Origin of the sequence: Pseudomonas sp. FP215, assembly GCF_030687795.1 — a bacterium.
Lineage (GTDB): Bacteria > Pseudomonadota > Gammaproteobacteria > Pseudomonadales > Pseudomonadaceae > Aquipseudomonas > Aquipseudomonas salmasensis.
Window position 1 is genome coordinate 6,289,946 of the sequence record NZ_CP117447.1, and the last position, 19,943, is coordinate 6,309,888.

Here is a 19,943-nt window from a genome sequence, read left to right on the forward strand (position 1 = left end):
TAATGCTGCGATACCATCCGGTTCCCCAACGGACTCCGCCAGGACGACGCGATGAACCGAGTGTTGTACCCAGGTACCTTCGACCCGATTACCAAAGGCCATGGCGATCTGGTCGAACGCGCCTCTCGCCTGTTCGACCATGTGATCATCGCGGTCGCGGCCAGCCCCAAGAAAAACCCGCTGTTTCCCCTGGAACAACGTGTGGAGCTGGCGCAAGAGGTCACCAAGCACCTGCCGAATGTGGAAGTAGTGGGCTTTTCGACATTGCTGGCGCATTTTGCCAAGGAGCAGAACGCCAATGTGTTCCTGCGTGGCCTACGCGCGGTGTCGGACTTCGAATACGAATTCCAGCTGGCCAACATGAACCGCCAATTGGCGCCGGACGTGGAAAGCCTGTTCCTCACGCCGTCGGAGCGTTATTCGTTCATTTCCTCGACATTGGTTCGTGAAATCGCCGCTTTGGGCGGAGATATCACCAAGTTCGTCCATCCAGCCGTGGCCGATGCGCTGACGCTACGCTTCAAGAAGTAATGTTGCCCGGTCGGTGCCTGCTCGCACTGCGGGCGCCAATGCGGCACAATTGCGCGCATTAGTTTTCAGATGCCTTGGCAGAGTGCCCTGGCAGGAGTTTCCATGTCCCTGATCATCACCGACGATTGCATCAACTGCGACGTCTGCGAACCCGAGTGCCCGAACGCCGCCATTTCCCAGGGCGAAGAGATCTATGTGATCGACCCTAACCTGTGCACCCAGTGCGTCGGTCACTACGACGAACCGCAGTGCCAGCAGGTATGCCCGGTGGATTGCATTCCGCTGGATGAGGCACACCCTGAGACTGAAGAGCAGTTGATGGAGAAGTACCGCAAGATTACCGGTAAGGCCTGAAGATTTTCGGTGCTTGCAAGGGCGTCATCGCAGGCAAGCCAGCTCCCACAATTGAATGTATTTACATATCCAACTGTGGGAGCTGGCTTGCCAGCGATAGCACTATCAGCCCTCACCCAACAATCAGCTCTGACACCTAGGGCAAAACACACTCGCCCGCTGCCCCAGCACCACATTGCGCAGCTCAGTGCCGCAGACCTTGCACGCCTCGCCGCCCCGGCCATACACGAACAGTTCCTGCTGGAAATACCCCGGCTGCCCGTCGCCACCGATAAAGTCCCGCAACGTGGTGCCGCCCCGCTCGATAGCGGCGGCCAGCACCCGCTTGATCTCAATCGCCAGCTTCAAATAACGCCCGCGTGAAATCCCCCCGGCGGCGCGGCGCGGGTCAATCCCCGCCGCAAACAGCGCCTCTGTCGCATAGATATTGCCCACGCCCACCACCACCGCGTTGTCCATGATGAACGGCTTCACCGCCATCGACTTGCCGCGAGACAGCTGGAACAAGCGCTCGCCATCAAACAGGTCGGTCAACGGCTCTGGCCCCAGCCGCATCAGCAACTCATGGTTGTGCGGGTCGAGGCTCCAGAGCATCGCGCCGAAACGCCGCGGGTCGGTGTAGCGCAGTGCCATACCCGATTCCAGCTCGATATCCACATGTTCATGCTTGGCCGCCGGCATGCCGACTTCCACCAGGCGCAAGTTGCCCGACATGCCCAGGTGGCTGATCAAGGTGCCCACTTCGGCATTGATCAACAGGTACTTGGCCCGGCGCTCCACCAGCACGATGCGCTGCCCCGACAGGCGCACATCCAGGTCTTCCGGAATCGGCCAGCGCAGGCGCCGCTCACGCACCACCACGCGGCTGACGCGCTGGCCTTCCAGGTGTGGGGCGATCCCGCGACGGGTGGTTTCGACTTCTGGTAACTCGGGCATGTGTACCTCTTGAATAACGGGTCAGTGCGCGCCCAGTTCGCGGATCGACAACTTCAAGCTCTCGAAGTCGTAGTCCGACAGGCCCACGTAATCCAGCACCAGGTGGCCAATGGCATTCCACTCATGATCCACCGGTTGGTTGCCCAGTACGCGATAGGACGAACAGATATGCTCGGCCATCTTCAAAATGGCCAGCAGGTTCTTGAGCTGCGGGTTGCGCGACGTCTCATCGCTGAAAATCGCCAGGGCGTTGTGGTGATTGGCGATGGCGTCAGTCACATGCTCCGGCAGGCGCCAGGACTTGGCGGTGTAGTAACCGACCACCGCATGGTTGGTGTGAAACGCGTTGTTTTCAGTGTCGACCACGCGGCAATCCGGGCCGGCATTGGCGTAGGCTTCTTCCAGTACCGCCATGTAATTGGGGAAGCGCTTGAGCATCAGCGGCACGCCACAATCATGGAACAGGCCCAAGGCATAGGCTTCGTCCACGGCCTGGGAACCGGTGCGCTTGGCCAGGGTGAGGCAGGTCATGGCCACATCCTGGGCGGTGTCCCAGAAGCGGTTGAGGGTGACGATGGTGTCGTCGCACATCTCGCCCTTGATCGACTGCGCGTTGATCAGATTGATGATCGAACGGCTGCCCAGCAGGTTCACCGCACGCTGGATCGAAGCGATTTTGTTGCTCAGGCCGTAATACGGCGAATTGACAATCTTGAGCAGCGCACCGGACAAGCCCGGGTCCTGGGAGATCAGCCGCGCAATCACTTCCAGGTCCGGGTCGGGCATGTACTGCTCCATCTGCAAATCCACCATGATTTGCGGTTGAGGCGGCACGCTGATGCCTTGCAGGGCCTGTTGGATCTGCTCGGGGGAAAGCTCTTGGGACATAAGTACACACTCTGGGCTAGGCGCGAATTCTACCCCTTATGCCGACATGGCCGACACCCAAAAACCTCACTGTGAAATCGGATCAAATGTGGGAGCGGGCTTGCTCGCGAATACGGTGGACCAGGCAATGAATGTGGCGACTGGCACTCCGCTTTCGCGAGCAAGCCCGCTCCCACATGTCCGGCGGTGCCGCCAAGTAATACACAACACGCTATACTCCCGCTCTTTTTTCCGGAGCGACGTCATGTCCCTGCCAAGCCTGCGTCTCAAAGCCAACGCCGATCGTCGTTTGCGCAACGGCCACCTGTGGGTCTACAGCAACGAAATCGACGTGGCCGCCACCCCACTCCACGGCTTCCAGGCAGGCGACCAGGCTATCCTGGAAGCGGCCGGCGGCAAGACCTTGGGCATCGTGGCCATGAGCCCCAACAACCTGATCTGCGCCCGCCTACTGTCGCGCGACATCAAGTTGCCGCTGGACAAGTCGCTGCTGGTACACCGCCTCAACGTGGCCCTGTCCCTGCGTGACCGCCTGTTCGACAAGCCGTTCTACCGCCTGGTCTACGGTGACTCCGACCTGTTGCCGGGCCTGGTGGTCGACCGTTTCGGCGACATTCTGGTGGTACAGATCGCTTCGGCGACCATGGAAGCCCATAAAGAAGATGTGATCGCCGCGCTGACCCAAGTGCTCAAGCCCAGCGGCATCCTGTTCAAGAACGACTCCGCCGCGCGTGACGCCGAAGGCCTCAACCGCTACGTCGAAACCGTATTCGGCCTGGTACCGGAGTGGGTGGCGCTGGAAGAAAACGGCGTGAAATTCGAAGCCCCGGTCATCCAGGGCCAGAAAACCGGCTGGTTCTACGACCACCGCATGAACCGCGCCCGCCTGGCCCCGTATGCCAAGGGCAAGCGTGTACTGGACCTGTACAGCTACATCGGCGGCTGGGGCGTGCAAGCGGCGGCCTTTGGCGCCAGTGAAGTGTTCTGCGTCGACGCCTCCGCCTTCGCCCTCGACGGCGTAGAGCGCAACGCCGCGCTGAACGGCTTTGCCGAGAAAATGACCTGCATCGAAGGCGACGTGTTCGAAGCGCTCAAAGAATTGAAAGCCAGCGAAGAACGCTTCGACGTGATCGTCGCCGACCCACCGGCCTTCATCAAACGCAAAAAAGACATGAAAAACGGCGAAGGCGCCTACCGCCGCCTCAACGAGCAAGCCATGCGCCTGCTCAGCAAGGACGGCATCCTCGTCAGCGCCTCGTGTTCCATGCACCTGCCGGAAGACGACCTGCAAAACATCCTGCTGACCAGCGCCCGCCACCTGGACCGCAACATCCAGATGCTCGAACGCGGCGGCCAAGGCCCGGACCACCCGGTGCACCCGGCGATTGTCGAGACGCGCTACATCAAGAGCATTACGTGCCGGTTGCTACCCAATAGCTGATTAAAACCGCCCCCTCTGTAGGAGCGAGCTTGCTCGCGAAGAACGAATAGGCGCCACGGGCTACCTGATAGCGCTGCGTTATCGTTGACGATCTTCGCGAGCAAGCTCGCTCCTACAAAGATGGCGCACATCAATACGGGAAGGCTCCTACAGCGGTATTGATTGAGTTCCATTTTTCGCAGACTAGTATCGGTTTCTGGTTTTACTCCGGAAAACAAAAACAATGTCTGGGCCCACTCTCTCCCCGCTTCATCCTCATCACCTGCATCTCCCTGATCAGTTTCTTCCCGATCAATATCCTGCTCCCTTCGTTTCCCGCCCTGTCCGCACAGTTCGACACACCCAGCGCAGACATCACGCTGTCCATCAGCCTGTTCACTCTGGTGTTTTCGATCTCGCAGCTGGTCGCCGGCCCGCTTTCGGACAAATGGGGGCGCAAGGAAGTGCTGCAGGGCTGCATCATGCTCTCCATCTTCGGTGCGCTGGGCTGTGCATGGGCCCCGGATTACCTGACTTTCCTACTGTTTCGCACGGTGCAGGCCATGGGCTGTGGTTTCTTCGTGTTGGGCCACGCGCTGGTGGAAGACCTATTCGAAGAGCAACAGCGCGCCCGCGTGCGCCTCTATTACATGACCTTGAGTGGCTCATTCGTCGCGCTGTCACCGCTGATCGGCTCCTGGCTGCAAACTACGCTCGACTGGCAAGGCAGCTTCTACGGCTTTGCGTTGATGGCAGCCGGCATGTTGATCCATGCGCTGTGCATCCTGCCTGCTAAATCCGCCAGTGCGCATCGGGCACCAGTGTCCATCATCGGCACACTCAAGGCCGTCGCCGCCAACCACGACTTCCTGCGCTACTGGTGGATCGCAGCCCTGGTGTTCGCCTGCTATTTCGCCTTGATCAGTGTGACGCCGCTGATTTTCATGGACGCGCTGAAGCTCTCTGAATACGAGTACGCGCTCGTGTTGATGGTGTACGGCGTGGCCTATCTGCTCGGTGGCGTGGTGGCCTCTTATCTGCAAAAGCGCATCACGCTGTCCCGGCAGATCAATATCGGGCTCGGCTTGTTGCTCGTCGCTGGTGTGTTGTTAACGCTGATCGTCAGCCTGCAAGCCATCACCAGCGTGACCCTGCTAATACCGATGCTGATCAGCGCCCTGGCCGTCACCCTGGTGCGCCCGGCTGCGATTTCGGCGGCGATGTTGTTGTTTTCAAGCAGCGCGGGGACGGCGGCATCAGCGGGTAACAGCATCATGTTCCTCACCGCCGCCATCAGCAGCGCCCTGCTTGCGCAAACCGGGCCCCATTTACTGATGACCATTGCTGTCGGTTTCATTGTTTTCAGCCTGTGGGGCTGGCTGACGAATGCCAGGATCAATCGCTGAAGCCTACCCCTGTAGGAGCGAGCTTGCTCGCGAAAAACGAATAGCCGCCACGGGCTACCTGATAGCGCTGCGTTATCGTTGACGATCTTCGCGAGCAAGCTCGCTCCTACAATGGACAGTGTCTTATAGCCAGATGGCGTCCCATAGGGGGTATTGGCCAATGTGCTCGACCAAGCCTGCGCGCAAGGGGTTGGCGACGATATAGCGAGCCATTGCCTTCAAGTCTTCTTCACGGCGCAACGCCCGGTCGAAATAGCCTTTTTGCCAAAGCACTCCGGAGGACTGTCTTGCCTTATTGACTGCACGGGCACTTCGCGATTTGGTTCGCTGCATGAGCCTGGGCAAATCGCCGCTGTGCAACTCCACCAGCCAGTGGAAATGGTCGGGCATGACCACCCAGGCGAGTGACGTTGCATCTTTGTCTTCCTGAGCCTTTCTGAATTCGCGGACCAGCAAGCGACCGATAAGCCAGTCTTGAAAAATGTGTTGCCGTTGATGGGTGACAGCCGTTAGCAAGTAGATACGGCCCGATTCTGAATAGCGCCCTTTACGCAGCCGATGCGCATTTTGCTGGTTGGACATTCCTTCGTCCTCTTCTGTGATTGGAAGAGAAACGGTAGGAGCTGCCGCGCCAACCAGCCTTTAAACAATAGTTCTGAATATGTCCCCCTGTAGGAGCGAGCTTGCTCGCGAAAAACCCACAGACGACACGGGCTACCTGATAGCACATCGTCATCATTGACGATTTTCGCGAGCAAGCTCGCTCCTACAAGAAGTCGGTGTAGAATCGGCCCTATTCATCGCCAGTCATCCCCCGGCGGGTTTATGAGCTCGAGGCCCAAGCAAGCGGCGATCCCGCGACGCGAGTGGCAACTTCCGGACACTACGGCCATTTTTCGGGTGTTCCAGACGTCAATAGAAGCTCACTCCCCTTTAGTACCTGATTAGCCGCCCGGAGTGCTCCAATGCCTGATTACCGCTCGAAAACATCCACCCACGGCCGCAACATGGCCGGCGCGCGCGCGCTGTGGCGTGCCACGGGGATGAAAGATGACGACTTCAAAAAGCCGATCATCGCGATTGCCAACTCGTTCACCCAGTTCGTGCCCGGCCATGTCCACCTCAAGGACCTCGGCCAACTGGTCGCCCGCGAGATCGAACGCGCCGGTGGCGTGGCAAAAGAATTCAACACCATCGCCGTGGACGATGGCATCGCCATGGGCCATGACGGCATGCTGTACTCCCTGCCGAGCCGCGAGATCATCGCCGACTCCGTGGAGTACATGGTCAACGCCCACTGCGCCGACGCCATCGTGTGCATCTCCAACTGCGACAAGATCACCCCTGGCATGTTGATGGCTGCCTTGCGCCTGAACATCCCGGTGATCTTCGTTTCCGGCGGGCCGATGGAAGCCGGCAAGACCAAACTCGCCTCCCACGGCCTCGACCTGGTCGACGCCATGGTGATCGCCGCCGATTCCAGCGCTTCTGACGAGAAGGTCGCGGAATACGAGCGCAGCGCCTGCCCGACCTGCGGTTCGTGCTCCGGTATGTTCACCGCCAACTCGATGAACTGCCTGGTGGAAGCCTTGGGCCTGGCCTTGCCGGGCAACGGTTCCACATTGGCCACTCACAGCGATCGCGAGCAGTTGTTCCTGCAGGCCGGCCGCACCATCGTCGAGCTGTGCAAGCGCTACTACGGCGAGAACGATGAGTCGGTGTTGCCGCGCAATATCGCCAACTTCAAGGCGTTCGAAAACGCCATGACCCTGGACATCGCCATGGGCGGTTCCACCAACACCATCCTGCACCTGCTGGCCGCCGCCCAGGAAGCCGAGATCGATTTCGACCTGCGCGACATCGACCGCCTGTCCCGTCACGTGCCGCAACTGTGCAAGGTCGCACCGAACATCCAGAAGTACCACATGGAAGACGTGCACCGTGCCGGCGGGATCTTCTCGATCCTCGGCTCCCTGGCCCGTGGCGGCCTGCTGCACACCGACCTGCCGACCGTGCACAGCAAGTCCATCGCCGAAGGCATCGCCAAGTGGGACATCACCCAGACTGACGACGAAGCCGTGCACACCTTCTTCAAGGCCGGCCCTGCGGGCATTCCGACCCAGACCGCGTTCAGCCAGTCGACCCGTTGGGACACCCTGGACGACGACCGTGAAAACGGCTGCATCCGCAGTGTCGAGCACGCCTACTCGCAAGAAGGCGGCCTGGCCGTGCTGTACGGCAACATCGCCCTCGACGGCTGTGTGGTCAAAACGGCGGGTGTGGATGAGTCCATCCACGTCTTCGAAGGCCGCGCCAAGATCTACGAAAGCCAGGACAGTTCGGTACGCGGCATCCTCGCGGACGAAGTCAAGGAAGGCGATATCGTGATCATCCGCTACGAAGGCCCCAAAGGTGGCCCAGGTATGCAGGAGATGCTCTACCCCACGTCCTACCTGAAATCCAAAGGCCTGGGCAAAGCCTGCGCCCTGCTGACCGACGGCCGTTTCTCCGGCGGCACCTCGGGCTTGTCCATCGGCCACGCTTCGCCGGAAGCCGCTGCCGGTGGCGCGATTGGCCTGGTGCAGGATGGCGACAAGGTGTTGATCGACATTCCGAACCGCTCGATCAACCTGTTGATCAGCGATGAAGAACTGGCGGCACGCCGGGTTGAGCAGGACAAGAAGGGCTGGAAGCCGGTGGAGAAACGCCCGCGCAAAGTCACCACCGCGTTGAAGGCCTACGCGTTGTTGGCCACCAGCGCCGACAAAGGTGCGGTACGCAACAAAGCCATGCTCGACGGCCTGTAAGCCCCGCGCATAAAAATGCCCCGCCAGGTGCGGGGCTTTTTTTGCCTGGAGAAAATCCCCAAAACAGTGAAGATCAAATGTGGGAGCTGGCTTGCCTGCGATTGCATCACCTCGCAGCACATGAAATACCGAGGTGTCTGCATCGCAGGCAAGCCAGCTCCCACAGTGACTGCACTTCGACTTAAGGCTCTTTACTGGATTTCGTCAGGTTTCACGATCACCCAGTTCTTGTCCGCCGTCACCGGCAACCCTTCCTTGGCTTGCGCCGCCGCGTGCTTGGCGATCATGCCGTTGAGTTGGGTCATGTATTTGTCTTTGCGGTTGATCCACAGGTGGATGCCGCCCTTGGCCACGTCCACATCGTGGAACAGCATGTAGCCGTCGCTGGTGGGCGTGTCACCACCGACGATCACCGGCTTTTTCCATTCGTCGATGTAGGTGAGGATCGCCGCGTGCTTGCCGGCCATCCAGGTCGCCGGGGTCCACAGGTAGGGGGTCAGTTCCAGGCCGAGGTTGGCGGCTTGGTCGTACTTGCCGGCCGCGATCTGCTTGCGGGCGGTGGTCAGCTCGCCGGTCTTGCGGTCCTTGAGCAGGGTGGTCACGCCAATGACGTTTTCGGGTTTGACGTTGTAGCCGTACTTCGGATCGGCGGCGACCATGCGCACCAGCTCCTCGGAAGCGGCCGTCATCACATACACCTCGATGCCGTTTTCCATCAGTTTGTTGTACAGCTCGGCCTGGCCAGTGAAGACTTTGGGCGGCTGCACCTCGGATGTCTTCACCGCGTCGCCTTCAAAATAACTGACCGGCACCGGCTTGCCGGAGGCCATCAGCTCATCCACCTGAACCTTGAGTTCCTTGAGGGTAAAGCCAGAAAACACCTGGGCCACCCACGGGTAGCAGACCATGTCATCGACTTCGCACAGGCGATAGTAATAACTGAACAGGCTCTCTTTGTGCTCGGCGGTGTCTTTGAACGGCATCAGTTTGAGCGACGGGTCAAGGCTGTCGCGGGTGATCAGGCCCTTGTTTTCCATAAACGGCAGCAAGGACTCTTCAAGGTCGTAGCGGTAGCTGGTGTTGTCCATGTCGAACACCGCGTAGTTACCCTTGTTGGCGTTGGCGGCGATCATTTCGTTGAGTTGTTTGGCGGCAGGTGCCGGCCAGTGTTTCAACTCGGTGGCGGCAAACGCCTGGCTGGCAAGCCCGAGGCAAAAGGCGGCGGATACCAAAAGTTTCGGCGCGAGCTTCATAGGCGTTGTCTCCCTCAAGTGAAAGACATCGACGCTAACAAATCCGTATGACAGTTATCGCCCGAGCACGACCAGGGACGTCGTGATCGCGCCAAGGGCATACGCCTGAGCGTCATACGCTTATTCCAAAAACGACAGTCGCCATTCCATATCGGTATTAAATCAATATATTTCAAGCTGTTAGGCTTCCCGGTTCGCAATCGCAGGCTCACGCGATTGGCTGCCTTCTCAACGGAGCTTCAATGAATCTGCCCCTGATTCTCAATTTATTGGTGTTCATGGCCCTGTTGCTGGGCCTGGCACAAACCCGCCGTACTAACTGGAGCCTGGCCAAGAAGGTGCTGTTTGCCCTGGTGCTGGGCGTGCTGTTCGGCGCGGCGTTGCACACGATCTACGGCGACGGCAACCCGGTGCTCAAAGCCTCCATCGGCTGGTTTGACCTGGTCGGCAACGGCTATGTGCAACTGCTGCAAATGATCGTGATCCCGCTGGTGTTCGCCTCGATCCTCAGTGCCGTGGCGCGCCTGCATAACGCCTCTTCCCTGGGCAAGATCAGCTTCCTGACCATCGGCACGCTGCTGTTCACCACGGCCATCGCGGCGCTGATCGGTATCGGCCTGACCAACCTGTTCGGCCTCACCGCCGAGGGCCTGGTGGCCGGCACCCAGGAAATGGCGCGCCTGCAAGTGATCCAGAGTGATTACGCAGGCAAGGTCGCCGACCTGAATATCCCGCAGTTGCTGCTGTCGTTCGTACCGGCCAACCCGTTCGCCGACCTGGCCCGGGCCAAGCCGACGTCGATCATCAGCGTGGTGATTTTCGCCGCGTTCCTTGGGGTTGCCGCGCTGCAACTGCTCAAGGACGACGTGGAAAAAGGCCAGAAAGTCCTTAACGCCATCGACACCCTGCAAGCCTGGGTGATGCGCCTGGTGCGCCTGGTAATGAAGCTGACCCCTTATGGTGTGCTGGCGCTGATGACCAAAGTGGTCGCCGGCTCCAACCTGCAAGACATCATCAAGCTCGGCAGTTTCGTCGTGGTGTCGTACCTGGCCCTGGGCCTGATGTTCGTGGTGCACGGCCTGCTGCTGTCCCTGGCCGGGATCAACCCGCTGCGCTTCTTCCGCAAGGTGTGGCCGGTGCTGACCTTCGCCTTCACCAGCCGCTCCAGCGCTGCAAGCATCCCGCTGAGCATTGAAGCGCAGACCCGTCGCCTGGGCATCCCGCAATCCATCGCCGGTTTCGCCGCCTCGTTTGGCGCGACCATCGGCCAGAACGGTTGCGCCGGTCTTTATCCAGCCATGTTGGCGGTGATGGTCGCGCCGACCGTGGGCATCAACCCGCTGGACCCGCTGTGGATCGCGACCCTGGTGGCGATTGTGACCTTGAGTTCGGCGGGCGTTGCCGGCGTCGGCGGCGGTGCGACCTTTGCCGCGCTGATCGTGCTGCCGGCCATGGGCTTGCCGGTGTCACTGGTGGCACTGTTGATCTCCGTGGAGCCGCTGATCGACATGGGCCGTACGGCGTTGAACGTGAATGGTTCGATGACGGCGGGGGCGATTACCAGCCAGATCATGGGGCAGACGGATAAAGCGTTGCTGGATGCCGATGAGCATGCCGAGTTAGCGCAGGCATAAAGGCTTATAACCTGTAGGAGCGAGCTTGCTCGCGAAGAACCTGAGGGCGCCGCGTTCATTCAGAATGCCCGCGTCATCGTTGACGATCTTCGCGAGCAAGCTCGCTCCTACACTAGTTACGCTCCCACACTTCGAAGGTGTAGGCCGGCTTGTCACCTTCGGCTGGATTCTCGACATTCGACACCAGCTTCCACTGGTTCCTATCAAACTCTGGAAACCACGCATCCCCTTCCGGGCTCAGCGCCACGCGGGTCAGGTACAAACGGTCGGCCTGTTCCAACCCCTGCGCATACAACTGCGCGCCGCCGATCAGCATCAGCTCGTCCACGCCTTGGGCCTTGGCCCACTCCTCAGCGCGCTCGACTGCCGCTTCAAGTGACGGAAACACTTGCGCACCTTCAAGCCGCAGATCGGTCTGACGGCTGACCACCAGGTTCAAGCGCCCCGGCAGCGGTCGGCCCAGGGAGTCCCAGGTCTTGCGCCCCATGATGATCGGCTTGCCGAGCGTGGTGGCCTTGAAATATTTGAAATCCCCCGGCAAATGCCAGGGCATGCTGTTGTCGACGCCGATCACACGGTTTTCACCGAGGGCTGCGATCAGGCTTAAAGGGAGAGTTTTTTTCATGGCGACGAGAATACCAGAGCGGCGAGCCAGCGGTTATGCTCCAACCTCATCAACACGACAGGACGGCGCGTGACTGCACTGAACCCGCTGCACAGACTTTGGCTGACAGAAACCGTGCGCCTGCGTGAAGAACACGCCGGCCCCCTGGAAGACCTGGAAGCCAACCGCCTGGCCCGCACCGCCGGGGGCGACCTGCCCTCGCGCATCCAGCAGCGTGCGCTGCACCTGGCCGAACGCGATGGTTTGACCGCCGCGCTCAGCCGCTGGCTGCAAGGCGCACGCCTGGCGCTGGTGTTACTGGCGGTGGTCGCCGTCATCAGTGGCGCCGGTTTGGCGTTCGCCGCGCTGGGCAATGGCCTGGCCCCGGTGAATGTGTTCTGGGCCTTGGGCAGCCTGCTCGGCCTGAACCTGATTTTGCTGGTCAGTTGGGCCCTGGGCCTGCTGTTTGCCGGTGAACACAGCGCCAGCCTCGGCCGGCTGTGGTTGTGGCTCAGCGAGAAACTGGCGCGCGACGCCAAGGCCGCGCAACTGGCGCCGGCGTTGTTGCTGTTGCTGCAACGGCAAAAACTCAATCGCTGGGCAGTGGGTGTGCTGGTCAACAGCTTGTGGTTGCTGGCCTTGCTCAGCGCCCTGGTGATCCTGCTGACCCTGCTCGCCACCCGCCGCTATGGGTTTGTGTGGGAAACCACCATTCTCGGCGCCGATACCTTTGTCGCCGTGACCCAGGCCCTCGGCACACTCCCGGCGCTGCTCGGTTTTAATGTGCCCACCGTTGAGATGATCCGCGCCAGCGGCGACTCCGCGCTGAATATCGAAAGCGCCCGCCAAGCCTGGGCCGCCTGGCTGGTGGGCGTGTTGCTGGTCTACGGGCTGCTGCCGCGGTTGATCCTCGCCCTGCTGTGCCTGTGGCGATGGAAACGCGGGCGTGCAGCGTTGCGCCTGGACCTCAACCTGCCCGGCTACGCCCAACTGCGCGAACGCCTGATGCCCAGCAGCGAGCGCCTTGGGGTCAACGATGTGGCGCCCGAGCACCTGCACCAGGTCAGCGGCGGCGTGAGCGAGCTGGAGAGCGACGGTGCGTTGCTGGTCGCCATCGAACTCGATGACCAGCACCCTTGGCCGCCCAAACTGCCCGCCCACGTCAAGAGCGCCGGCATCCTCGACAGCCGCGAATCACGCCATAAATTGCTGGAACAACTCAGCCGTTTCCCACCCGCGCGCCTGGCCATCGCCTGTGACCCGCGCCGCTCGCCCGACCGTGGCAGCCTGGCGCTGATCGCCGAGCTGGCACGCAGCGCCAGCGACACCCGCGTATGGCTGTTGCAGGCGCCGCCAGGCCAGGCGCTGGACGCCGAGCGCCTGGGCGACTGGCATGCCGCGCTGCAACAACTTGAGGTGTCGTTTGCCGATTGCGCGCCGCTAAGCTGGCTGGAGACCGGTCATGACTAAACCGCTGAAGCTTGCCGTGGTTGGCCACACCAACGTGGGCAAAACCTCACTGCTGCGCACCCTCACCCGCGATGTCGGCTTTGGCGAAGTGTCCCATCGCCCCAGCACCACGCGGCATGTGGAAGGTGCACGGTTGTCGGTGGATGGCGAAGCCTTGCTGGAGCTGTACGACACCCCCGGTCTGGAAGACGCCATCGCCCTGCTCGATTACCTGGAACGCCTCGACCGCCCCGGCGAACGCCTGGATGGCCCTGCGCGGCTGGCGCGTTTCCTGGAGGGCAGTGAAGCGCGCCAGCGTTTCGAACAGGAAGCCAAGGTGCTGCGCCAATTGCTCGCCTCGGATGCCGGCCTGTACGTAATCGACGCCCGGGAACCGGTGCTGGCCAAGTACCGCGACGAGCTGCAAGTGCTGGCCAGTTGTGGCAAGCCGTTGTTGCCGGTGCTCAACTTCGTCAGCAGCAGCGACCACCGCGAACCGGACTGGCGCGAAGCCCTGGCCCGCCTCGGCCTGCATGCGCTGGTGCGTTTCGACAGCGTGGCACCACCCGAAGACGGCGAACGGCGGCTGTATGAAAGCCTGGCCCTGCTGCTGGAAAACGCCCGCCCCCAGCTGGAACGCCTGATCCTCGACCAAGAAGCCCAGCGCCAGGCTCGCCAGCAAAGCGCGGCACGGCTGATCGCCGAATTGCTGATCGACTGCGCCGCGTGCCGCCGCAGCGTCACGACCGAGGATGAGCCCCAAGCCGTCAGCGATTTACGCAAGGCCGTGCGCCAGCGCGAACAAAAGTGCGTCGAAGCCCTGCTCAAACTGTTCGGCTTCCGCCCACAGGACGCCGCCGCCAGCGACTTGCCACTGCTGGACGGGCGCTGGGGCGACGACCTGTTCAACCCTGAAACCCTCAAGCAACTGGGCGTGCGCGTGGGTGGAGGGATCGCCGCCGGCGCGGCGGCCGGTGCGGGCGTGGATCTCCTGGTCGGCGGCCTGACGCTGGGCGCTGCTGCCCTGGCAGGCGCGATTGCCGGCGGTGCGCTGCAAACCGCGCGCAGCTATGGCAGCCGCCTGATGGGCAAGATCAAGGGCCAACGCGAACTCACCGTCGATGACAGCGTGCTGCGCCTGCTCGCCCTGCGCCAACGCCAACTGCTCAAGGCCCTGAACCTGCGCGGGCATGCGGCGATGCACAGCATCAAGGTCGATACGCCTCAGGACAAAACCTGGCGCGAAGGCAAGCTGCCGGACGCCTTGCACAAGGCCCGCGCCTATCCGCAATGGTCGTCCCTCAACCCCCACGCCAAACTGAGCCAAGCCGAGCGCCAGGAGCAGGTCGAGGCATTGTCGGTGCAACTGAATGACCCGGGGCTCGTGCCTTGAGCGCTCAGTAAGCAGCGTCAAATAGGGTTGTCTTTTGCTTACTGATCAATGTGCCTTGATATCCACAACCTTGGCGTCGAAGGGCTCAGGTGTGTGCCAATTGAACTTCAAATAAAGCTCAGCCAATTGCTGGACCAAGTGCTTATCAACTTCATCGATGACGCCATCGCAGTTGATGTCGGCGTGAATGTTCCACTCAAGTTCACCGTTGTTATCAAAATCATAGGCGGCGCTCCAAGACACCTGAGCGTCCGAACTCAGCAGCCCTGGGCCTTTATGCAAGTGCAGGCGCACGGTGTCGGGGGTGCCGTCTTTATAGAAGTCTTCGGAAAATATCTTCATGTAAAGCCGGGTATTGGCGCCGCGATTCACCCAATTGATCTTCAAATAGGCATTGGCAAATTGATCCAACAACGCTCGATCAAGACTGTTTTCCTGACCGTCATTGGTAACGTCTCCTCTGCTGTAATCGACTTTTGCGTCTGAGGTGAAGTCATAGGCCACGGCCTCATTGAGCAACTCGTCCTGATTGCGTGGCGTACTTTGGTAGAACTGAAGCCGCACCGTATTCGCCCGGCCATCTCCCGTTTGATCCTGTGCAACAACCTTTAAATAGCGCATCTGCGTTGCTCCCTTGGCTAAGAAGCAAGCACCTTAGTGCGGCGGCTATCGAGGCTCCAGGCGGCGTATCTGCGATGTGTGTAAGGCCTGTCTACGCGGCCAGTAGTCGGGCGGCCATGGCTTTGAGCAGTTGCAGATCCAACACCGGCACCTGCGTTTGCTTGGCCTGCTCGTCCCAGTGGCGCATACGCAAACTCACGGCGTACAACGGGTCTTGCTCAAAGGCCCTGGCCTCTTCGGCGCTCATCACGCCGCCCTGGTAACCCAGGGTGCGACGGCTGGCTTGGCTCAAGCGGGCGAAATAGTCCGGCTGGCTGAAGGTCAGGTAACGCTTGGCCTGCACGTGGTATTCCACCAATTTGGCCAGGCGTTCGCTGAAGCCTGCGCGGCGCAGGTAATCGGCGCCCAGTCGCTCGTGGCTGACCACGCCATAACCGCCCATGTTCGCGCCGCCCTGGCCGCAAAGGTGGCCGATGTCGTGGAAGAACGCCGCCAGCACCACCTCGTCGTCAAACCCTTCGGCCATGGCCAATTGCGCGGCCTGGGACATGTGCTCGAGCTGCGACACTGGCTCGCCGATGTAATCAGCCGTGCCATGCTGCTCGTACAAGCCAAACACCTGGGCAATCGCCTGTTCCGGGTTCATCGCGTCGCGCCCCAAAGAGTGCTGATATTACGCTCGGCCATCGCCGGCCCCACGCTCATCCCTACGCCGGTGTGCATCAAGGCAGCGCTGACGCCGGGTGCCACCTGCACAAACGAAAACGGCCCAGGCCCGCGCGAACCGTAGACGCCCTGCCAGCGCTCGACTACCTGGACCTTGCAACCCAGGGTCTGTTGCGCCAATTCGATCAGCCAGTCATCCACCTGCTCGGCGTTGAAGGGCGACGGATCGCTGTCGTAATGGTGGGAGTCACCGATGATCAACTCACCATGGGGCGTTGGGCTGATCAACAGGTGAATGCCGTGCTCGTGCAGGTACGGCGTTTCACGCAGGATCTGCGCCTGCACCGCGGCCGCTTCCGGCAGGTCGGCAAAGGCGCCGTAGTGCACGCAGCTTAAGCCGGTGAGCAAGGCATGTTGCAGGTTCAGATTGAGCACCGGCCGGGCGCGCAGCATTTGCAGGCGACAGGTTTGCGGGTTGAGCGCGGCGATGGCGTCGGCCAGCAGGGTCTGATAATCGTGGCCGGAGCAGACAATGATCTGCTCGCCGCGAAAGCTGCCCGCCGTGCTGTGCAACTGGCCCGGCTCAACCTCGCGTACCAACGTGGAGAAATGAAACTCCACGTTCAGCGCCTGGCTCAGGTAATGGATCAGCGCCGGGATGGCCTCACGGGAATACAGTTGCTGGTCGTCCTTGCCATGCAGCGCGGCGCGGTGATGGCGGAACTGGCCGGCGTACAGGTCGTTCATGGCAGCGCCTTGCAGCAGCTCGACGTTGTAGCCGTGCTCCCGCGCCCGCCCGGCGCAGAAGGCTTCGAGTAGATGTTCTTCGGCTTCGGTGCGGGCGAACAGGTAGGCGCCATTGCGTTTGAGCGCCAGGCCCGCCGCTTGCGCCCACTGGCCCCAGATTTCGCGGCTTTCCCGCGCCAGGTCCAGCATGGGCCCTGGTGGTTGACCGGTGACCAGGGCCTGGCCGAAGTTGCGTACCGAGGCGCCCAATGGCGTGGCGCTGCGCTCGAACACCTTGACCTTGAGGCCGCGTTTGGCGGCGGCATAGGCGTGGGAGAGGCCGAGGATTCCGGCGCCGACGACTAACAGATCACTACTCATACTGTCCTCTGGTTCCCGCGCTCCGCGTGGGAATTCATCCGGTGACGCTCCGCGTCACGACCTTCAAAAGCGGACGCGGAGCGTCCAGAGCGGCGTTACCACGCGGAGCGTGGGAACGATCGGTTACTGTTTTTCCGACTTGCCGTCATAACGCTTACGCCATTCGGCCAGGATGCTGTCACGGTTCTTGGAAGCCCAGACAAAGTCGTTCTTGATCAACCGTTGCTCGTAGTCCGCCGGCAATTCGGTCTGTGGCTTGGCGATTCCCGGTTGGGCGAGCACGGCGAAGTTGTCCTTGTACAGGTCCATCGCCGCGGTGCTGGCGGAGAAGTCAGCGAGTTTTTTCGCTGCGTCGGCGTGGGCCGTGCCTTTGATCACAGCGGTGGCTTCAATGTCCCAGCCCAGGCCTTCCTTGGGCAGGATGATGTCCAGCGGCGCGCCCTGGCGCTTGAGCTGAACCGCCGGGTATTCAAAGGAAATACCAATCGGAAACTCACCGGACGCCGCCAACTTGCACGGCTTGGAGCCGGAGTGAACGTACTGGCCGATGTTCTGGTGCAAGTCGTCCATGTACTGCCAGCCTTGCTTCTCGCCGAAGGTCTGGAGCCAGGCGCTGACATCCAGGAAACCAGTGCCCGATGACGCCGGGTTGGGCATCACGATCTTGCCCTTGTATTCGGGCTTGGTCAGGTCCTGCCAGCTCACCGGTTTGGTGAGGCCCTGCTTCTCGGCTTCGACGGTGTTGAAGCAGATGGTGGCGGCCCACACGTCCATGCCGACCCAGGCCGGAGGGTTGGCGGCGTCGCGGTAGTTTTTGCCGATCTTGTCCAGGTCCTTGGGCGCGTAGTTGTCGAGCATGCCTTGCTGATCGAGGATCGCCAGGCTGGAGGCGGCCAGGCCCCACACCACGTCAGCCTGGGGGCGATCTTTCTCGGCCAGCAGTTTGGCGGTGATGATGCCGGTGGAGTCGCGCACCCACTTGATCTCGACGTCGGGGTTGGCCTGTTCGAAGGCTTTTTTGTAGGTCTTCAATTGCTCGGCTTCAAGGGCCGTGTACACGGTCAACTCGGTCTTGGCGAAGGCATTCAGGCTGAATGCCGTGAGAACTGCAGCGACCAGCGCCAGGGGCTTGAACATGGAGCACCTCCTTCAGGGATGTTTTATTGGCCGGGTGCGCGCTGGCGCCAGGCTTGGGAGCGGCGCAGCGCGCCACGTGAGGCCCACGCCAGCAGCAGCGAGACGCTGGCCGAGGTGAACAGGATCAGAGTCGACATGGCCGCCGCGCCGCCCACATTGCCGGCGTCGTCCATGTTCAGCACGGCGACGGCGGCGAGGATGGTGTCGGGGCTGTAGAGAAAGATCGCGGCGGACACGGTGGTCATCGCCGACACAAACAGGTAGCGCAGGATGTCCAGCAGCGCCGGCAGGCAGATCGGCACCGTGACGCGCAGGTAGTGGCGGTACAGCGGCGCCTTGAGGGACAGCGCGGCGGCTTCGAACTCGGCGTCCAGTTGGCGCAACGCGGTGGTCGCGGTCATCTGCGCGGTGGTCAGGTAGTGGGCAATGGTGCACACCACCAGCAACGCCATGCTGCCGTACAACACATGCAGCGGGTTGCCGTTGAGGTTGAAGAAGAACACGTAGCCCAGCCCCAGGACCAGGCCCGGCACGGCCATCGGCACAAAGCTGAGCATGCGCAGTGCCAGGTTGAGGTTCTTCTGGCCCTTGGTCTTTTCCATCAGGTAAGCACCAGTGAAGATCAGCACGCTGCCGATCAACGCCGTGCACAGCGCCATGGTGAGGCTGTTGCGATAGGCCAGCCAGCCGCCGCCGGCGGTGTCTTCGAACTGGTAGTGGTTGAGCGACAGCGACAGGTTGTACGGCCAGAATTTCACCAGCGAGGAGTACACCGCCATGCCGAACACCAGTAGCAACGCCGCGCAGATCAGCAGCACGATGGCCAGGTAGCACCCGTCGCGCAGCCGCGATGGCGCCGGCTGGAACACCTGGGCGCGGCCGCTCATCGCGTCGCCATGCCGACGGCGCAACCACGCATCCACGCCAAAGCTGAACAGCGCCGGCAGCAGCAACACCATGCCGATCAACGCGCCGCGACCGAACTGTTGCTGGCCCACCACGGCCTTGTAGGCCTCCAGCGCCAGCACCTGGTAATCGCCGCCCACCACCACCGGTACCCCGAAGTCGGTGATGGTCAGGGTAAACACCAGGCAAAACGCGGCAAACACCGCCTGGCGCGTGGCTGGCCAGGTAATGCTGCGAAACGCCCGGGCCGGGCTGGCGCCCATGCTCGAAGCGGCGTCGAACAAGCGCGCATCCGCCAGGGATAACGCCGACAGCAAAATCATCAAGGCATGGGGAAAGGTGTAGATCACCTCACCGAGCACAATGCCCCAGAACCCGTAGATATTCTCCGAGAACAAGCCGCGCAGCAGGCCCTGGTTGCCGAACAGATAGACCAGGGCAATGCCCGGCAGCATCGACGGCGCCATCAATGGCAGCAATGACAGGCCACGCCAGATGGACTTGCCGGGGATGAGCGTGCGTTGCAGGGCATAGGCAAACAAGTAGGCCAGCGGCACGACGATGGCCGCCACGCTGAGGGAAACTTTCAGGCTATTGCCCAGCAACCAGTGGAAGTTGGCGCTGCTCAGCAGTTCGCGCGCGGCTACCAGGCCACCGCCCTGCCCGGCTTCGCTGCTGAAGCCGCGCCAGAAAATCGCCAACAGCGGCAACAGTACCGCCACCACCAACAGGCCCAGCCAGAGCCATTTGCCGCCGACCACGAAGAGGCGGTCGCCCCACTCGGCGCGGGACACCTGACGCGGTACCGGCAATGTCATCACCGCCCCCATC

18 protein-coding genes and 1 pseudogene are annotated in these 19,943 nt (G+C 61.5%); 8 read left to right on the forward strand and 11 right to left on the reverse strand.

Going from position 1 to position 19,943, the window contains the following annotated elements; genetic code table 11:
- Positions 1–51: 51 nt before the first annotated feature.
- Positions 52–531: a pantetheine-phosphate adenylyltransferase gene (gene coaD, locus PSH76_RS28650; protein WP_003195136.1), complete on the forward strand. Its 480-nt coding sequence runs from the start codon at positions 52–54 to the stop codon at positions 529–531.
- Positions 532–633: 102 nt separating this feature from the next.
- Positions 634–885: a YfhL family 4Fe-4S dicluster ferredoxin gene (locus PSH76_RS28655; RefSeq protein ID WP_003195146.1), complete on the forward strand. Its 252-nt coding sequence runs from the start codon at positions 634–636 to the stop codon at positions 883–885.
- 123 nt (positions 886–1,008) lie between these two features.
- Here PSH76_RS28655 and mutM read toward each other — a convergent pair whose 3' ends face one another.
- Together mutM and PSH76_RS28665 are read right to left on the reverse strand one after the other, a co-directional pair.
- A complete protein-coding gene (gene mutM, locus PSH76_RS28660; RefSeq protein WP_003195148.1) occupies positions 1,009–1,821 on the reverse strand; it encodes a bifunctional DNA-formamidopyrimidine glycosylase/DNA-(apurinic or apyrimidinic site) lyase in 813 nt (270 codons plus the stop codon).
- A gap of 21 nt (positions 1,822–1,842) precedes the next feature.
- Positions 1,843–2,655, reverse strand: a complete 813-nt coding sequence (locus tag PSH76_RS28665) for an HDOD domain-containing protein (protein ID WP_192901638.1) — start codon at positions 2,653–2,655, stop codon at positions 1,843–1,845.
- Positions 2,656–2,953: 298 nt separating this feature from the next.
- On the opposite strand from PSH76_RS28665, the gene PSH76_RS28670 reads away from it, so the two are divergent.
- Positions 2,954–4,150 carry a class I SAM-dependent rRNA methyltransferase gene (locus tag PSH76_RS28670; protein WP_005792302.1) on the forward strand — a complete coding sequence of 399 codons (1,197 nt, stop codon included), beginning with the start codon at positions 2,954–2,956 and terminating at the stop codon, positions 4,148–4,150.
- 188 nt (positions 4,151–4,338) lie between these two features.
- Positions 4,339–5,535 (forward strand): MFS transporter, encoded by a 1,197-nt coding sequence (locus tag PSH76_RS28675; RefSeq protein ID WP_305494497.1) that lies wholly within the window; start codon positions 4,339–4,341, stop codon positions 5,533–5,535.
- Between the two features lie 123 nt (positions 5,536–5,658).
- Here PSH76_RS28675 and PSH76_RS28680 read toward each other — a convergent pair whose 3' ends face one another.
- The gene (locus PSH76_RS28680; RefSeq protein ID WP_305493307.1) at positions 5,659–6,117 is read right to left on the reverse strand and encodes a transposase; all 459 of its coding nucleotides are present in this window, start codon (positions 6,115–6,117) and stop codon (positions 5,659–5,661) included.
- 383 nt (positions 6,118–6,500) lie between these two features.
- Here PSH76_RS28680 and ilvD point away from each other — a divergent pair, with 383 nt between their 5' ends.
- Positions 6,501–8,342 carry a dihydroxy-acid dehydratase gene (gene ilvD / locus PSH76_RS28685; RefSeq protein WP_003195159.1) on the forward strand — a complete coding sequence of 614 codons (1,842 nt, stop codon included), beginning with the start codon at positions 6,501–6,503 and terminating at the stop codon, positions 8,340–8,342.
- A 191-nt stretch (positions 8,343–8,533) separates the two neighbouring features.
- Here ilvD and PSH76_RS28690 read toward each other — a convergent pair whose 3' ends face one another.
- Positions 8,534–9,595, reverse strand: a complete 1,062-nt coding sequence (locus PSH76_RS28690; RefSeq protein ID WP_262381741.1) for a haloacid dehalogenase-like hydrolase — start codon at positions 9,593–9,595, stop codon at positions 8,534–8,536.
- Positions 9,596–9,837: 242 nt separating this feature from the next.
- Between PSH76_RS28690 and PSH76_RS28695 the strand changes: the two genes are divergently transcribed.
- Positions 9,838–11,229, forward strand: coding sequence for an L-cystine transporter (locus PSH76_RS28695; protein WP_032894672.1), 1,392 nt, complete (start codon positions 9,838–9,840; stop codon positions 11,227–11,229).
- Positions 11,230–11,241: 12 nt separating this feature from the next.
- On the opposite strand, the pseudogene PSH76_RS30860 reads toward PSH76_RS28695, so the two are convergent.
- Positions 11,242–11,328 (reverse strand): annotated as a pseudogene (locus PSH76_RS30860) (outer membrane lipoprotein carrier protein LolA); the annotation flags it as partial.
- Between the two features lie 13 nt (positions 11,329–11,341).
- Positions 11,342–11,854 (reverse strand): dihydrofolate reductase, encoded by a 513-nt coding sequence (locus PSH76_RS28700; protein ID WP_098950113.1) that lies wholly within the window; start codon positions 11,852–11,854, stop codon positions 11,342–11,344.
- 69 nt (positions 11,855–11,923) lie between these two features.
- On the opposite strand from PSH76_RS28700, the gene PSH76_RS28705 reads away from it, so the two are divergent.
- Positions 11,924–13,303 (forward strand): DUF2868 domain-containing protein, encoded by a 1,380-nt coding sequence (locus PSH76_RS28705; protein WP_305493308.1) that lies wholly within the window; start codon positions 11,924–11,926, stop codon positions 13,301–13,303.
- A complete protein-coding gene (locus PSH76_RS28710; RefSeq protein WP_032894669.1) occupies positions 13,296–14,675 on the forward strand; it encodes a DUF3482 domain-containing protein in 1,380 nt (459 codons plus the stop codon). The genes PSH76_RS28705 and PSH76_RS28710 overlap by 8 nt, the downstream gene beginning before the upstream one ends.
- A gap of 45 nt (positions 14,676–14,720) precedes the next feature.
- Here the strand turns inward: PSH76_RS28710 and PSH76_RS28715 are convergent, their stop codons facing one another.
- The 5 genes from PSH76_RS28715 to PSH76_RS28735 form a co-directional block, all read right to left on the reverse strand.
- Positions 14,721–15,296 (reverse strand): hypothetical protein, encoded by a 576-nt coding sequence (locus tag PSH76_RS28715; protein ID WP_032894668.1) that lies wholly within the window; start codon positions 15,294–15,296, stop codon positions 14,721–14,723.
- Between the two features lie 91 nt (positions 15,297–15,387).
- Positions 15,388–15,942 carry a phosphonate degradation HD-domain oxygenase gene (locus PSH76_RS28720; RefSeq protein WP_278918628.1) on the reverse strand — a complete coding sequence of 185 codons (555 nt, stop codon included), beginning with the start codon at positions 15,940–15,942 and terminating at the stop codon, positions 15,388–15,390.
- Positions 15,939–17,069 (reverse strand): TIGR03364 family FAD-dependent oxidoreductase, encoded by a 1,131-nt coding sequence (locus tag PSH76_RS28725; protein WP_305493309.1) that lies wholly within the window; start codon positions 17,067–17,069, stop codon positions 15,939–15,941. Before PSH76_RS28725 ends, PSH76_RS28720 begins: the two co-directional genes overlap by 4 nt.
- A 123-nt stretch (positions 17,070–17,192) precedes the next feature.
- A complete protein-coding gene (locus PSH76_RS28730) occupies positions 17,193–18,206 on the reverse strand; it encodes a putative 2-aminoethylphosphonate ABC transporter substrate-binding protein (protein ID WP_305493310.1) in 1,014 nt (337 codons plus the stop codon).
- 23 nt (positions 18,207–18,229) lie between these two features.
- Positions 18,230–19,942, reverse strand: coding sequence for a putative 2-aminoethylphosphonate ABC transporter permease subunit (locus tag PSH76_RS28735; RefSeq protein ID WP_014720359.1), 1,713 nt, complete (start codon positions 19,940–19,942; stop codon positions 18,230–18,232).
- Position 19,943 lies beyond the last annotated feature (1 nt).

Excerpts from the sequence above, each read along its gene's own strand:
- PSH76_RS28655 (WP_003195146.1), top strand. The coding sequence starts at position 634 with ATGTCCCTGATCATCACCGACGATTGCATCAACTGCGACGTCTGCGAA.
- PSH76_RS28710 (WP_032894669.1), top strand. The coding sequence starts at position 13,296 with ATGACTAAACCGCTGAAGCTTGCCGTGGTTGGCCACACCAACGTGGGC.
- PSH76_RS28670 (WP_005792302.1), top strand. The coding sequence starts at position 2,954 with ATGTCCCTGCCAAGCCTGCGTCTCAAAGCCAACGCCGATCGTCGTTTG.
- PSH76_RS28690 (WP_262381741.1), bottom strand. The coding sequence starts at position 9,595 with ATGAAGCTCGCGCCGAAACTTTTGGTATCCGCCGCCTTTTGCCTCGGG.
- coaD (WP_003195136.1), top strand. The coding sequence starts at position 52 with ATGAACCGAGTGTTGTACCCAGGTACCTTCGACCCGATTACCAAAGGC.
- PSH76_RS28715 (WP_032894668.1), bottom strand. The coding sequence starts at position 15,296 with ATGCGCTATTTAAAGGTTGTTGCACAGGATCAAACGGGAGATGGCCGG.
- PSH76_RS28730 (WP_305493310.1), bottom strand. The coding sequence starts at position 18,206 with ATGTTCAAGCCCCTGGCGCTGGTCGCTGCAGTTCTCACGGCATTCAGC.
- mutM (WP_003195148.1), bottom strand. The coding sequence starts at position 1,821 with ATGCCCGAGTTACCAGAAGTCGAAACCACCCGTCGCGGGATCGCCCCA.
- PSH76_RS28700 (WP_098950113.1), bottom strand. The coding sequence starts at position 11,854 with ATGAAAAAAACTCTCCCTTTAAGCCTGATCGCAGCCCTCGGTGAAAAC.
- ilvD (WP_003195159.1), top strand. The coding sequence starts at position 6,501 with ATGCCTGATTACCGCTCGAAAACATCCACCCACGGCCGCAACATGGCC.
- PSH76_RS28735 (WP_014720359.1), bottom strand. The coding sequence starts at position 19,942 with ATGGGGGCGGTGATGACATTGCCGGTACCGCGTCAGGTGTCCCGCGCC.
- PSH76_RS28680 (WP_305493307.1), bottom strand. The coding sequence starts at position 6,117 with ATGTCCAACCAGCAAAATGCGCATCGGCTGCGTAAAGGGCGCTATTCA.
- PSH76_RS28725 (WP_305493309.1), bottom strand. The coding sequence starts at position 17,069 with ATGAGTAGTGATCTGTTAGTCGTCGGCGCCGGAATCCTCGGCCTCTCC.
- PSH76_RS28720 (WP_278918628.1), bottom strand. The coding sequence starts at position 15,942 with ATGAACCCGGAACAGGCGATTGCCCAGGTGTTTGGCTTGTACGAGCAG.
- PSH76_RS28695 (WP_032894672.1), top strand. The coding sequence starts at position 9,838 with ATGAATCTGCCCCTGATTCTCAATTTATTGGTGTTCATGGCCCTGTTG.